The 14108-nt window shown below is 75.1% G+C and carries 13 protein-coding genes; 7 read left to right on the forward strand and 6 right to left on the reverse strand.

The window, feature by feature from the left end; genetic code table 11:
* Positions 1 to 88: 88 nt before the first annotated feature.
* The 3 genes from PUR56_RS41810 to PUR56_RS41820 form a co-directional block, all read right to left on the reverse strand.
* Entirely contained in the window at positions 89 to 1918 is a 1830-nt protein-coding gene (locus PUR56_RS41810; RefSeq protein WP_329952846.1) for a glycoside hydrolase family 15 protein, read from the reverse strand.
* A gap of 109 nt (positions 1919 to 2027) precedes the next feature.
* Entirely contained in the window at positions 2028 to 2519 is a 492-nt protein-coding gene (locus tag PUR56_RS41815) for an MmyB family transcriptional regulator (RefSeq protein WP_329952847.1), read from the reverse strand.
* Positions 2520 to 2534: 15 nt separating this feature from the next.
* On the reverse strand, positions 2535 to 2888 hold the full coding sequence (locus PUR56_RS41820) for a helix-turn-helix domain-containing protein (protein WP_329952848.1): 354 nt from the start codon (positions 2886 to 2888) through the stop codon (positions 2535 to 2537).
* A 678-nt stretch (positions 2889 to 3566) separates the two neighbouring features.
* On the opposite strand from PUR56_RS41820, the gene PUR56_RS41825 reads away from it, so the two are divergent.
* From PUR56_RS41825 to PUR56_RS41850, 6 genes are all read left to right on the forward strand, one after another.
* Positions 3567 to 4511 carry an ABC transporter permease gene (locus PUR56_RS41825; RefSeq protein WP_329952849.1) on the forward strand — a complete coding sequence of 315 codons (945 nt, stop codon included), beginning with the start codon at positions 3567 to 3569 and terminating at the stop codon, positions 4509 to 4511.
* Positions 4512 to 4513: 2 nt separating this feature from the next.
* A complete protein-coding gene (locus PUR56_RS41830; RefSeq protein ID WP_329952850.1) occupies positions 4514 to 5455 on the forward strand; it encodes an ABC transporter permease in 942 nt (313 codons plus the stop codon).
* Positions 5452 to 6240, forward strand: coding sequence for an ABC transporter ATP-binding protein (locus PUR56_RS41835; RefSeq protein WP_329952851.1), 789 nt, complete (start codon positions 5452 to 5454; stop codon positions 6238 to 6240). The genes PUR56_RS41830 and PUR56_RS41835 overlap by 4 nt, the downstream gene beginning before the upstream one ends.
* The gene (locus PUR56_RS41840) at positions 6237 to 7022 is read left to right on the forward strand and encodes an ABC transporter ATP-binding protein (RefSeq protein ID WP_329952852.1); all 786 of its coding nucleotides are present in this window, start codon (positions 6237 to 6239) and stop codon (positions 7020 to 7022) included. The genes PUR56_RS41835 and PUR56_RS41840 overlap by 4 nt, the downstream gene beginning before the upstream one ends.
* A 100-nt stretch (positions 7023 to 7122) precedes the next feature.
* Complete coding sequence (locus PUR56_RS41845; protein WP_329952853.1) at positions 7123 to 8754, forward strand: ABC transporter substrate-binding protein; 1632 nt, start codon at positions 7123 to 7125, stop codon at positions 8752 to 8754.
* A gap of 92 nt (positions 8755 to 8846) precedes the next feature.
* The gene (locus PUR56_RS41850) at positions 8847 to 9872 is read left to right on the forward strand and encodes an LLM class F420-dependent oxidoreductase (RefSeq protein WP_329952854.1); all 1026 of its coding nucleotides are present in this window, start codon (positions 8847 to 8849) and stop codon (positions 9870 to 9872) included.
* Between the two features lie 16 nt (positions 9873 to 9888).
* Here PUR56_RS41850 and PUR56_RS41855 read toward each other — a convergent pair whose 3' ends face one another.
* From PUR56_RS41855 to PUR56_RS41865, 3 genes are all read right to left on the reverse strand, one after another.
* The gene (locus tag PUR56_RS41855) at positions 9889 to 10908 is read right to left on the reverse strand and encodes a cytochrome d ubiquinol oxidase subunit II (protein WP_329952855.1); all 1020 of its coding nucleotides are present in this window, start codon (positions 10906 to 10908) and stop codon (positions 9889 to 9891) included.
* Positions 10905 to 12320, reverse strand: a complete 1416-nt coding sequence (locus PUR56_RS41860) for a cytochrome ubiquinol oxidase subunit I (protein ID WP_329952927.1) — start codon at positions 12318 to 12320, stop codon at positions 10905 to 10907. Before PUR56_RS41860 ends, PUR56_RS41855 begins: the two co-directional genes overlap by 4 nt.
* Before the next feature lie 70 nt (positions 12321 to 12390).
* Entirely contained in the window at positions 12391 to 13227 is an 837-nt protein-coding gene (locus PUR56_RS41865) for an SDR family oxidoreductase (RefSeq protein WP_329881625.1), read from the reverse strand.
* Positions 13228 to 13539: 312 nt separating this feature from the next.
* On the opposite strand from PUR56_RS41865, the gene PUR56_RS41870 reads away from it, so the two are divergent.
* Positions 13540 to 14082, forward strand: a complete 543-nt coding sequence (locus tag PUR56_RS41870) for a gluconokinase (RefSeq protein WP_329952856.1) — start codon at positions 13540 to 13542, stop codon at positions 14080 to 14082.
* The last annotated feature ends 26 nt before the right edge of the window (positions 14083 to 14108 follow it).

The raw sequence follows: 14108 nt of genomic DNA on the forward strand, positions 1-14108 counted from the left end.
TCAGCTGCCGGGGCGAGGTGCCCCTGACCCGGCCGCGTTCACCGTGCGGTCGACGGGCGCACCGTACCGGCCGTCTCCGAAGATGTGGTCAGCCGGACCGGCGGTCCAGGGCCTCGTCGAGGGTGCAGGCCGCCATGATGAGCGACAGGTGGGTGAACGCCTGCGGGAAGTTGCCGAGCTGCTCGCCGCTGGGCCCGATCTCCTCGGCGAACAGGCCGACGTGGTTGGCGTAGGTGTGCATCTTCTCGAAGGTGTACCGGGCCGGTCGCAGGCGTCCGGCCCGGGCCAGCGCGTCCACGTAGAGGAAGGTGCAGAGGCTGAAGGTGCCCTCGGAGCCGCGCAGCCCGTCCGGGGAGGCCGCCGGGTCGTAGCGGTAGACGAGGCTGTCGGAGACCAGAATGCGGTCCATGGCGTCGAGTGTGGACAGCCAGGACGGGTCCCGGGGCGAGACGAAGCCGACCCGGGGCATCAGGAGCAGCGAGGCGTCGAGCACCGCGTCGCCGCCGTAGTGCTGCACGTAGGCCCGGTCCTCCTCGCTCCAGCCGCGCTCCATGACCTGGAGCAGGACGGCGTCGCGGGCCTTCGTCCAGCGGTCGGTGTCGGCGGGCCGGCGGAAGGCGTCCGCCAGGCGCAGGCCGCGGTCGAAGGCGGCCCAGCACATCACCCGGCTGTAGGTGAAGTCCTGCCGGCCGCCGCGGGTCTCCCAGATGCCCTCGTCGGGGCGGTCCCAGGAGTCGGCCAGCCAGTCCAGGGTCCGGGTGAGCACCTTCCAGCCCCGGTAGCCGGCCTGGGTGGCGATCTCGCGGCCCTCCGACAGGGCGTACATGGCCTCGCCGTAGATGTCGAGCTGCAACTGGTCGGAGGCCGCGTTGCCGAGCCGTACGGGCGCGGAGCCGAGGTAACCCTCCAGGTGGCCGAGGATCTCCTCGGTCAGCAGCGGTTCGCCGTCGACCCGGTACATGATCCGGAGCGGCTCGCTGCCCTGCCCCGTCGCCTCGTGCAGCCGGTCACCGAGCCAGTGCGTGAAGGCGGTGGCCTCCTCGACGAAACCGAGGTCGAGCAGGGCCCGGACGGAGAGCGAGCCGTCCCGCACCCAGGTGTAGCGGTAGTCCCAGTTGCGCTCGCCCCCGACCTGCTCCGGCAGGCCCATGGTCGCGGCCGCGACCGGCGCGCCGGTGGGGGCGTAGGTGAGCAGCTTGAGGGTGATGGCGGAGCGGTTGACCATGCCGGGCCAGCGCCCCCGGTAGTTGGAGCCGTGCACCCAGCGCTGCCAGAAGTCGGCGACCTCCCAGAGCTGCTTCGTGATCCCGTCGACGGTGGGCGGCGGGGGCGGCGGCGGGTTCTGGCCGTCGGCGTCGCAGACGGTCAGGATGACCGCGGCCGACTCGCCGACGCTCAGCGTGACGGCGCCCCGCAGGTCGTCGCCGTCCCGCTCGACCGGGAAGGTGCTCTGGAGGTACGCGCAGACGCCCGGTGCGCGGAAGGCGGCGATCTCGGGGCGGAGGTCGAGGGAGTGGGTGGCCCGGCCGTAGTCGAACCGGGGACGGCACTCCATGGCGAAGCGCACGGTGCCGCGCACGCTGCGCACGGTGCGGACCAGGGCGTGCCGCCCGCTCGGGATCCGTCCGGCGTCCGGCGGCATCCAGTCGATGACCTCGCCCACCCCGTCGGGCGACATGAACCGGGTCACCAGGACGGCGGTGTCCGGGTAGTACAGCTGCTTGCAGGTGGCGTCCGGATTGACGTCCGCGAGCCTGAAGTAGCCGCCGCGGTCGTGGTCCAGCAGCGCTGCGAAGATGCTCGGGGAGTCGAACCGGGGAGCGGCGAACCAGTCGACGACGCCCCGCGAGGTCACCAGCGCGGCACACTGGAGGTCGCCGATCAGGCCGTGCTCGGCGATGGGAGGGTAGCGGTCCATGTGCGGTCCAAGGTCTGGGCGATCCCTTGGTCTCACTATCGGCCAGGACCGGCGGACGCGCCCGTTGCGGCCGGCGCGCCGCGAACCGGGAGCCCCGGCGACCGGGTCCTCAGCCCGCTGCCGGGGCGGCGGCGGGAGCGCCGGCCCGGGTGGTCAGCGCCGCCATCCGCAGGTGCCCGACGGCGTCGGCCGGGGTGAGCAGCAGCACCAGGGCCGACGGGTCGTCCACCGGGTGGAACGAGGAGAGGGTCAGCCGGACGGGTCCGGTGCCGGTCGGCTCCACGGTGATGGTGCGGGCGGTCAGGTCCGCCACCGAGTGGCATCCCCACCAGTGCCGCAGTTCCGGCGCGTCCGCGTCCAGGTGCCGGTAGACCTCCTCCGTCCGGGAGTCCGCGAGGGCCGGCCCGGCCTGTGCGCGGAAGTGCTGGAAGACGTTCATGGCCAGCGGCTCCCAGTCGTGCAGGACCTCGCGCAGCCTGCGGTCCACGGCCATCAGCCACATCAGGTTGCGCCGGTCCGCGGGCACGGCCTCGGGCGGGCCCCACAGCACGGCCCACGCGGTGTTCCAGCCGAGCAGGTCGAAGTGGCGGTCGACGAGCACGGCCGGGCTGGCCGGCTAGGAGTCGAGCACGGGCTGGACGGCGGCGGCGAGCCGGTCCGTCCCGGGGCCGTCGTGGGCGGCGGCGTCGTGGTGGCCCGCCAGCCGCATCGCGTAGCGGAGCCCGGCCGGGTCGAGCCGCAGCGCCCGGGCGACGGCCTCCAGCACCTGCCGCGAGGCGGGCACCCGGCCCTGCTCCAGCCAGGTGTACCAGGCGAGTCCGACGCCGGCCATCGAGGCGACCTCCTCGCGGCGCAGCCCCGGGGTGCGGCGGCGCGTGGTCGGGGTCAGCCCCACGTCGGCGGGCTTGAGGAGGTCGCGGTGGGCGCGCAGGAAGGCGCCGAGTTCCGCGCCGGCGACGGGGGTTGACACGGGTTCTGCTCCTCGGAGGGGCGTACCGCGGGCGGCCGCCGGGAACGGGTCGTGAGGAGGGGCGCCGGCGCGGGGGAGCGGGCGGAGGCCCGGGGTCAGCGCGCGGCGCGCGGCCGACAGAGCTCGTCGAAGCACCTGCGGTGCCACGAGCCGCCGATGCCGGCCAGGGTGAAGCCGGTCCGCCGATACGCCATGGCGCCACCCTAGGACCGGGGATCGCCGCTGGTCAAGGGCAGGACCGGGCCCCCGGCGGGCCCGGCCGCGACGGTCACGGACGGGCACCGGACGGGCACCGGACGAGTACCGGACGGGCGCCGGACGAGGCTCCGACGGGCGCCGGACGGCCCGCCGGGGCGGCGCCGCCCCCGCCCCCGGGCCGCGCCCGCAGCCTATGACCAGCGGTAACAGCACAAGCGCCTGACTGGCTGTCCGGCCCGGCGGCGCGCAGGCTTCCTGACATCCGCCGGAGCCCCCGGCGGCGGCGCCGGCCGTTCGCCCGCACCGCCGCCGGGCCGCCACCGCCACCCCGTACGGCCCGCCCCGCCCGGTCCGCGCCGACCCGGGGCGGCCCCCGGCCGGACCCAGTGCCCGGAGCCGGAAGGAACCCCCGCAGATGCCCGCCCCCGCCAACCCGCCGGTCGCCGGACCGCCCGGCGCCCCGCGCCAGGGAGCCCGCGGATGACCCGGTTCCTGCTGCGCCGGCTGCTGCTCGCCGTCCCCACCGTGCTCGGCGTCACCGTCGTCGTCTTCGCCACCGTGGCCCTCGTCCCCGGAGACCCGGTCACCGCCTTCCTCGGCCCCGGGGCCCCGCCCGAGGCCCGCGCCGAACTGGCCCGGCGCCTCGGTCTGGAGGAGCCCCTTCCCGTCCGCTACCTCTCCTGGTTGGGCCACGCGGCGACCGGCGACCTCGGGACGTCCGTCTCCGCCCAACGGCCCGTCACCGACCTGCTGCTGCCCGCGCTGGGGCAGACCCTGACCCTCACGGCGGCGGCCTTCGTCCTGGTGCTGGTCGGCGGGGTCCTGCTCGGCGCGATCGGCGCGCTCGATCCGCGGGGGGCCGGCGGCCGGCTCTCCGGGGCGCTGTCCACCCTGGCCGTCTCGGCCCCGCAGTACTCGGTGGCCCTGGTGCTGATCGCGGTGCTCTCGGTGCAGCTGCGCTGGCTGCCGGCCGGCGGTACGCACGACGCGTTCGGCGACGGCGGCCCGGCCGACCTGTTGCGTCACCTGGTCCTGCCGGCCGTGGCGTCCGCGCTCGTACCGCTCGGCCTGACCGCCCGCGTGTTCAGGACCGCCCTCGGCACGGTGCTCGCCGGGGAGCTCGCCGACGGGCTGCGTGCCCGGGGGCTGAGCCGGGCGGCCGTCCTGCGGCACTGCGTCCACAACGCCTCACCCGCCCTGCTGACCATCGGCGGGCTCCAACTCGCCTACCTGCTGGAGGGCGTGGTCTTCGTGGAGACGCTCTTCGCCTGGCCCGGCCTCGGCCGGCTGCTGTACGACGCGCTGTCCGCCCGCGACCTGCCGCTCGTCCAGGGCGGGGTGCTGGTGGTGGCCGTCGCCTTCGTCGGCGTCAACCTGCTGGTGGACGCGGCGCACGCACTGATCGACCCCAGGGTGAGGAGCTGACGATGCCCGGGACGACCCCGATGCCCCCGCCGGCGAAGGCCCCGACGCCCCCGCCGGTGGAGGACCCGCCGCCGAAGGCCCCGCTCCCACCGGCCCGGCCGGCCCGGGCCCTGCTGCGCCGCACGGCCCTCGCCCTGCCCGCCACCGCCGTCGTGCTGCTCCTGCTGCTCGCCGCGGCCGCCCCGCTGGTCGCGCCGTACGACCCCGCCGCCGGACACCTCCAGGACCGTCTGCTGGACCCAGGCGCCCCCGGCCACCCGCTGGGGACGGACGGCCAGGGCCGGGACATGCTGAGCCGGCTGGTCTGGGGCACCCGGACGTCGCTGACCGCCGGGCTCCTCCCGGTCGCCGTCGCCGGCGCGGCGGGCACCCTGCTGGGCATCGCGGCCGGCCTCGGCGGCCGGGTGCTCGAACAGGCCCTGCTGCGGACACTGGACGTGCTGTACGCCTTCCCCGGGGTCCTGCTGGCCATCGCCGTGGCCACCCTGCTCCGGCCGGGACTCGGCGCCACCGTGCTCGCCCTCTCCGTGGTCCTCACCCCGGCCGTCGCCCGGGTCGCCTTCACCGAGGTGCGGCGGATCCGGACCGCCGAGTACCTGGAGGCCGCCCGGGTGAGCGGAGCCGGCCTGCCGTCCCTCGTCCTGCGGCAGGTGCTGCCCGTGGTGGCCCCGGTCGTCCTCGTGTACTGCTCCTCGCTCGTCGGCCTCGCCGTCGTGTACGCCGCCGGACTCTCCTTCCTCGGGCTCGGCGTCGCACCTCCCACCGCCGAATGGGGCGCCATGATCGACGAGTTGAGGCCGAGCCTGCTCACCCACCCGTGGGTGGCGGTGCTGCCGGCGCTCACCGTGCTGCTGGTGTCGGTGGTCTTCAACACCCTCGGCGACACCCTGCGCCGGAGGGTCGGCGACACCGGGTGGAGCGCGCTGCCGGAGACCGTCCGATGAGCCCGACCGACCTCCTGGAGGTCACCGACCTGTCCGTCGTCCACCCGGGTCCGGTCCGGGCCGTGGACGGGGTGTCGCTGGCGCTCGCACCCGGCGCGGCGCTCGTCCTGCTCGGTGAGTCCGGCAGCGGCAAGACCACCCTGGCCCGCACCCTGATCGGCCTGCCCGGCCGGTCCGCCCGCGTCACCGGGCGGATCAGCCTCGCCGGTACCGAGCTGTCGGCCCTGGACGAACGCGCGCTCTCCCGGGTGCGCGGGCGGCGGATCGGCTACGTCCCGCAGGACCCGGGCGGCTCGCTGGACCCGCTGCGCCGCATCGGTCCCCAGCTCGCCGAGGTGCTGCGCCGGCACCGGATCACCCGGGACCGCCGGGCCACCGGCGACGCGGTGGTCCGGCTGCTCGCCACGGCCGGGATCCCCGACCCCGAACGGGTGGCCCGCGCCTACCCCCACGAGCTCTCCGGCGGGCTGCGGCAGCGCGCCGCGATCGCCGTCGCGATCGCCTGCGGCCCCGACCTGGTGATCGCGGACGAACCGACCACCGCCCTGGACGCGCTGGTGCGCGGCCGGATCCTCGACCTGTTCGCCACCCTGCGCGCCGACTGCGGCATCGCGCTGCTGCTCGTCACCCACGACCTGGCGGTGGCCCGCCGGGTGGGCGGCGACGTCGCGGTGATGCGCGAGGGACGCGTCGTCGAGGCCGGGCCCGCCGCGCGGGTGCTGTCCGCGCCCGGGCACCCCTTCACCGCGGCCCTGCTCGCCGCCGACCCCGGAGCCCGCCGATGACCGAGCCCGCACCCGCCCTGCTGGAGGTCCGCTCGGTCGTCAGGCACTTCGCCGGCCGGCCCGCCCTCGACGGGGTCAGCCTGAGCGTCGCTCCCGGCGAGGCCGTGGGCCTGGTCGGCGAGTCCGGTTCGGGGAAGTCCACGCTGGCCCGGCTCGCCCTGGGCCTGCTCGCGCCCGACGCGGGCACCGTCCGGTTCGCCGGCCACGACCCGTACCGGCTGCGCGGCGCCCGGGACCGCTCCGTCCGGGCCCGGCTCCAGTTCGTCCCGCAGGATCCGCGCGGCTCGCTCAACCCCGCGCTGCGGGCCGGTGAGGCGGTGGCCTTCGCGCTGCGGCTGCACGGCACGCCCCGGGCCGAACTGGCGGAGGCCGTCGCCGGGCTGTTCCGGCAGGTCGGGCTGGATCCCGCGCTGGCCCGCCGGTACCCGCGCGAGCTGTCCGGCGGGCAGCTCCAGCGGGTCGCCGTCGCCCGGGCCCTGGCGCCCGGGCCCGACCTGCTGGTCTGCGACGAGCCGACCTCCGCGCTCGACCTCGGCTCCCAGCTGCGGCTGCTGGACCTGCTGACCGGCCTCGGCGAACGGACCGGGCTCGGCTACCTCTTCATCTCCCACGATCTCGCGGTCGTCCGGCACCTGGCCGACCGGGTGCTCGTCCTGCGGTACGGGCGGGTGCTGGAGGAGGGCCCGGTCGCCGACCTCTGGGAGTCGCCCGCACACCCCTACACCCGCGCGCTGCTCGAAGCCGCCACCGGACACGCCCCCCGTCCGGACCCCGCCGACTGACCCGCACGCCCCCACCGCACCCCGCCCCCACCGCACCCCGCAGCCCCGCAGCCCCGCGCACCCCGCACCCGCACACCTGCAGACCGAACGAGGAAGCACCATGACGCACCGTCGCCACCGCACCGTCCGTTCCAGAGCCGCCGCCCTCCCGGCCGCCGCCGCCCTGCTGCTCGCCGCCACCGGCTGCGTGTCCGGCCCGGGGTCCGGCGGGTCCGCCGACACGGGCGGCGGTGCGGAGCGCGGCGGCACCCTGGTCATCGGGGCCACCGGCAAGCTCCCCAACCCCGACACCGTCATCGGCGGCGCCGGCTTCGAGGGCAAGCGCCTGGTCGGCTTCCAGATCTACGAGGGCCTGACCCGCTACGAGCTGCTCAAGGACACCGACCGGCCGCCGGTCGTCACCGGTGCCCTCGCCGAGTCCTGGGAGGTCGCCGCGGACGCGAGGACCTGGACCTTCCGGCTCCGCAAGGGCGTGACCTTCCAGGACGGCACGCCGTTCGACGCCGACGCGGTGGTCTTCAACCTGGACCGCTACCTCGACCGGAACAGCCCCGAGTACACCGACGCGCTCGGCGCCGCCGCCAAGGAGTACGCGGGCGGGATCGTCTCCTACCGCAAGACCGACGCCGACCACGTCGAGCTCGTCACCAAGGACCCCAACGGCCACTTCCCCGAGGACCTCGCACACGTCCTCATCGCCAGCCCCACCGCCGTCCGGAAGACCGGCTCCGCGAACTTCGCCGAGCACCCGGTCGGCACCGGCCCGTTCTCCTTCGTCTCGCAGACCGAGGGACAGCAGATCGAGCTCGCCGCCAACCCGGCCTACTGGCGCGGCGCCCCCAAGCTCGACCGGCTGATCGTCAAGTCCCTCCCGGACGCCGCCGCCCGGACCGCGGCCCTGCGCTCCGGCGGAGCCAACTGGATCGAGTACCCCAACCCGGACGACATCCGGACCCTGAAGTCCGACGGGGCCACCATCGCCGCCAACAGCTACGACCACCTCTGGTACTGGATCCTGGACACCGCCAAGGGCCCGTGGCAGGACCCGAGGGTCCGGCAGGCCGCCAACTACGCCATCGACCGCGAGGCGATCGCCGAGAAGCTGCTCCAGGGCACCGCCGACCCCGCCTACCAGGCCGCGCCCCGGGCCACCGGCGCGTACGACCCGGCCGGTGACCTCTACTCCTACGACCCTGCCAAGGCCAGGCTGCTGCTCGCCGAGGCCGGCGTCCCGAACGGCTTCTCCACCTCGGTCACCGTCCCCACCGCGGGCTCCGGAAACCTGCTGCCCGTCCCCATCGCGGAGGCCCTCCAGCGGGACCTCGCCGCCGTCGGCATCAAGGTCGAACTGCGCACCACCGACTGGGGCACGCTGATCGGGGCCGAGGCCAAGGGCCAGGTCGCGCTCGGCTCGGACGCCGTCGCGCAGTCCACCACCCTGTTCCAGTCCGAGGCGCTGCTGCCGCTGTTCGTCGGCTCCAAGAGCCCCTTCTGGACGGGCGGTTACAGCAACCCGAAGGTCGACGCCCTGCTGGCGTCCGCCGCCGCCTCGCCCGACCGGGCGAAGCGGACCACCGACTACCGCACGGCGCTCTCGCTGGTCACCCAGGACGCGCCCTGGCTCTTCGTCGTCAACGACCGCAACCCGCGGGCGCTCGCGCCGAAGGTCCAGGGCCTGGTCCAGCCGCAGTCCTGGTTCCTCGACCTGACCACGGTCTGGGTCCGCCGCTGAACCCCGCCCCTCCCCGCGCAGCCCGCCCCTCCCCTCCCCGCACCGCACCGGGGCGGCCCGCACCGGGCCGCCCCAGGAAGGCCACCGCCCCGATGACCGCCCCGATGACCTCGCCGCCCCGTCCGCACGACCCGCCCCGCTGGGGCATCACCCTCCCGCTGCCGGGGCTGTCCCTCGACCGGCACCGCTTCCTCGTCGAACGCCTCCCCGACCTCGGCTACACCGACGTCTGGACCGGTGAGGGCGGCGGCTCCGACGCCTTCACCCCGCTGGCGGCCGCCGCCGCGTGGTCCCCGGGCCTGAGGGTCGGCACCGGCATCGTGCCGGTGCACACCCGCGGTCCCGCCGTGCTCGCCCAGACCGCCGCGACGCTCGCCCAACTCGCCCCCGGACGCGTACTGCTGGGCATCGGGGCCTCGGTGCCCGCCCATGTCACCGACATCAACGGCATCCCGTTCGACGAGCCGTTCAAACGGACCCGGGACGTCCTGCGGTTCGTCACCCGGGCCCTGCGCGGCGAGCACGTCTCCGGCGACTTCGACACCTTCTCGATCGCCGGCTACCGGCTGCCGGAGCCGCCGGCCGAACCGGTCAAGGTGATCCTCGGCGCGCTGCGCCCCGGCATGCTGCGGCTCGGCTTCACCGAGGGGGACGGCGCGATCACCAACCTGCTGTTCCCCGAGGACGTGCCGAAGGTGCTGGACGCCGTCGGCCCGCAGCCGCCGGGAAAGGAGCTGGTGGTCAAGGTCTTCGTCTGCCCGACCGAGGACACCGAGCACGCGCGCCGCGCGACCCGCCCGTTCCTCGCCTGGATCCTCAACCGGGAGCCGTACCGGAAGTTCCACGAGTGGCTCGGGAACGGCGAGCTCCTCGCCGAGACCCACCGGCGCTGGGCGGCGGGCGACGTCGAGGGCGCGCGGCGGGCGCTCCCGGACGAGGTGGTCGACGGGCTGTTCGTCAGCGGCTCGCCGGAGGAGTGCCGCCGGCGGATCCTGCGCTACCACCGCCCCGGCGTCACCACCATCCAGCTGTACGTCTCGCTGCCGCCCGAGGTGCTCGCCGACCGGAACCGGCTGCTGGACACCCTCGCCCGTCTCGGCCCGGGCGCCGAGGGCTGACCGCCCGGCAGCGCCGTCAGCCCGCGACGTCCTCGTCGGTCAGCGGCTCCAGGACGCCCCGCGTGTCGAGCCGGTAGAGCACGGTCACGGCCGGGCCGATCAGGAGCAGCGCGACCAGCGACACGACGAGCATCCACTGCAGGGTGGCACTCGCCCCGACGGCCTGACGGACGGTCAGTGACGTGGGCACCAGGTAGGGCCGCTGGGCGACGCCCCAGGCGGCGACCGCCAGGGCGACGGCCGCCACCGCGCTGTACCGGGCCCGGCCCGGGGCGGGCCCGCCGACCAGGACGACGGTGACCGCTCCGGCCGCCACCGACAGCAGGACGAGCAGCAGCCCCCAGCCGTGGGTGAGCCCGTGGTGCACGTACGAGGCGTCGTCGGCGGTCACGACGAGGCCCACCGCGCCGACGACCAGCAGGGCCCCGACGGCGATCCGGGCGCGCAGCCGGAAGTGGCCGACGAGGTCGTGGGCGCCGAAGCGGCGGGCGTCCGCGGTGAGGAAGACCGCGCCGAGCACGGCGGTCGCGCAGACGGCGAGCAGCCCGGCGGTCACCGACGTGGCGTTGGCCCAGGCGTCGGCGGAGGCGGTGGTGCCGGGGGAGACCCGGCCGGAGGCGACGCTGCCGACGACGGTGCCGAGGAAGAACGGGGTGAGCAGGGAGGCGACGGCGAAGGTGGCGCCGTAGACCCGGCGGGCGGCGAGAAGGCGGGCGGGTTTGCGCAGGGCGAACCCGGCGCCGCGCAGGACCATGCCGACGGCGGCGAGCGCCAGGGGCAGCCACAGGGCGGTGAAGACGGTCTGGAAGAACTCGGGGAAGCCCGTCCACATCAGCACCAGGACGAAGACCAGCCAGACGTTGTTGACCTCCCAGACCGGTGCCATGGCGTGGTCGATCAGCCACCGGGGGCGCCTACCCCGCTCGGCGCCGCCGGCCAGCAGGTCCCAGAACCCGGCGCCGTAGTCGACACCGCCGCCGCAGGCGTAGGCGGCGATGGCCAGCAGGAGCACCCAGGAGAGGATGTCGGCGGTCACCCGGCACCTCCGGGGGTGTGCCCGGGACCGGCTTCCGCAGGGGGCGGCTGCGCCCCGGTGCCGGCCGGTTCGTGGCGCGGGCCGTAGGGGGTGTCCGTTTCCGGGTTCTCGGCCGCGGCCTCACCGCCGTCGGCCAGGCGCCAGCGGGTGCGCATCTTGAGCAGCACGGTGAGGAACGCCCCGAAGACGAGGACGTAGACCACCACGACGACGCCGAACATCGTCCACAGGGAGGCCGCGCGGGTCGGCGTGACCGCCTCCGAGACGCGCATGTTCTGGTAGACGATCCACGGTTGGCGGCCGACCTCGGTGGTGATCCAGCCGCACTCCACGCAGAGCATGCTGGCGGCGCCGGCGAGGGCGGCGCAGCGGAAGAACCAGCGGGACCGCGGCAGGTCGCGGCGGCGCCACCAGCACCAGGCGTACCAGAGGGCCAGCACGATCAGGAGGCTGCCGATGGTCGCCATGATGTCGAACGCCCAGTGCACGATGGTGGCCTGGGTGGCGGTGGGGCGGTCGGCGGCGGGTACCGAGGCGAGGCCGGTGACCTGCGTGTCCGGCCTGAATCCGGCCAGCACGGAGTCGAGTTGGGGGATCCTGAGGCCGCCCTTGACGGTGCCGTCCTCCTGGAGGCGGCCGAAGAGGTACTCCGGCACATGGGTGTCGGTGTCCCAGACCAGCTCGGTGGCCGCGAACTTGACCGGCTGCTTCTGGAAGACCTGCCGTGCGATGTTGTCGCCGAGGAAGAACTGCAGGGGGGTGAGGACCGCGGCGACGGTGAACGGCACGGTGAAGCCGAGACGGTGGTAGCGGCCGCGGCGGCCGCGCAGCCAGCCGACCGCGTAGACCCCGGCGACGACGTACCCGGCGGTGAGGAACATCGCGACGGTGAAGTGCCAGTACTCCGGCCCGAAGATCGGGGTGAAGATCGCCTGCCGGACGTCGACGTTCACGGGATCGCCGTCCGCGTCGAGGGTGAAGCCCTGCGGGGTGTTCATCCACGAGTTGGCGGCGATGATGCCGAACGCGCCGAGGAGGGCGGTGAGCGGCAGCGGCACGCCGAGCCAGAAGTGCGTCCACGGCTTCAGCCGGCGCCAGCCGTAGAGGTAGATCGCGATGAGGATCGCCTCCAGGAAGAACGCCCAGGCCTCGACGCCGAATCCGAGGCCGAAGACGTCTCCCCAGCGGCCCATCATGCCGGGCCACAGCAGGCCGAACTCGAAGGACAGGATCGTGCCGGTGACGACGCCGACGGCGAACTGCACGGCCATCACGGCCGACCACCGCCGCGCCAGCAGCAGCGCCGTCGCGTCGCCCCGGCGCAGGCCGCGGTGGTGCATCACCAGGGTGATGAACGGCAGCGCCACGCCGAACGGCACCAGCAGGATGTGCGAGGCGAGGGTGAACGCCATCAGCTCGCGGGCGGGGAGGAGCTGCGCCGGGGTGCCGGCGAGGAGCTGGGTCGCGGTGTCCACCTGCGGGTCAGCCTCCGGTGGCGAAGCCGGGGAAGAGCGTCATGCCGCCGTCGACGTAGATCGTGGCACCGACCACGTAGTCCATCAGGTCGGAGGCCAGTACGGCCACCGTACGGGCGATGTCCTCCGGGTCGCCGACCCGGCGGTACGGGATCAGCTTGAGCAGGTCGGCCTCCGACTCCGGGGTGTCCCAGGCGTCGCGGTTGATCGGGGTGCGGATGGCGCCGGGCGCGACGGCGTTCACCCGGATCCCCTGCGGGGCCAGCTCCTGCGCCAGGGTCTGCATCATCATCAGGACGCCGCCCTTGGAGGCCGCGTAGTTGACGTGGCCCGCCCAGGGGATGATCTGGTGGACCGAACTCATGCACACGATCTTGCCGGCCGAGCGGGACACCTCCGGGACGACGCCCCGGCGCACGAACTCCTTCGCGGCCTCGCGCGCGCACAGGAACTGGCCGGTGAGGTTGACCTCCAGGACCTTGTTCCACTGGTCGAGCGTCATCTCGGTGCTGGCGGCGTCACGCTGCAACCCGGCGTTGGCCACCAGGACGTCGACGGTGCCGAACTCCTCGACCATCCGGCCGACCATGGCGACGACCTGGCCCTCGTCGGAGACGTCCGCCTCGTGTGCGTACGCCCGCACGCCGTACGACCTGATCTCCTCGGCCACCTCCTCCGCGGCGTCGCGGCCGGCGACGTAGTTCACGACCACGTCGGCGCCCGCACGGCCCAGCCCGAGCGCCGTCGCCCTGCCGATCCCCGAGTTCGCGCCGGTGACCAGGGCCTTCTGGCCCCGGAGGATGGGCGGCAGCTCCGAGCGCGGCTCGTCCGCAGGTGAGGCCATGGTCGTCTCCCGTTCGTGGGCTCCCGTTCGGTACGGCGCCACGGTGCCGCCGCCGCCCGCGGGTCGGGGTTCGGCCCGCCGGTCGCTGGGCCGTCCGGCCCAGCGGCGTCCCTCCCGGGGCGTACCGCCCGCCCGTCCTTCCCCGTCGGCGCCCGACCGGTCAGACACCGAAGGGGCCCTGACCGGTCCGGTCGCTGGGCCGTCCGGGTGCACCGGTCGCCCCGTGCGGCGGCGGACGGACCGGATCCGCCCGCGGTGCGGGAGGGTGCTGCGGGGGGAGGTGCCCCCGGGGTGAGGACCACGAGGAGCAGGATGGGGACACCGGCGCCGGCCCCGGCGGTCGTGGTGGTGATGGGTGTCGCCGCCTCGGGGAAGAGCACCGTGGGCCGCCTGCTCGCGCGACGCCGGGGAGTCCCGTTCGTGGAGGGCGACGACCTCCAGCCGGCCGGGAACATCGCGCGGATGTCGGCCGGCGAGGCGCTCGACGACGAGGACCGCCGGCCCTGGCTCCAGGCCCTCGCGGCCCGGGTCCGCGCGGCGACGGAGCGCGGGGAAGGGGCCGTGATCGCGTGCTCCGCCCTCCGGTACGAGTACCGGCGGCTCCTGCGGGCGGCCGGGCCCGGCGTGTGGTTCCTCCACCTGGCTCTGGACCCGGCGGTCGCACGGACCCGGATCGCCCGGCGGACCGGGCACTTCATGCCGCCCGCCCTCCTCGGCTCCCAGTACGACGCGCTGGAGCCGCTGCGGGAGGACGAGCCCGGGCTGACCGTCGACGCCGCCCTCGGCCCCGAGGCGATCGTGCTCCTGGCCCGGACGGGTGTCGCGGAGTTCGAGGCCGGGGGACCGCCCGACTGATCGGGCGGGCCCCCGGCCTCGGCGGC

The organism is Streptomyces sp. BE303 (assembly GCF_036290945.1).
Classification (GTDB): Bacteria; Actinomycetota; Actinomycetes; order Streptomycetales; family Streptomycetaceae; genus Kitasatospora.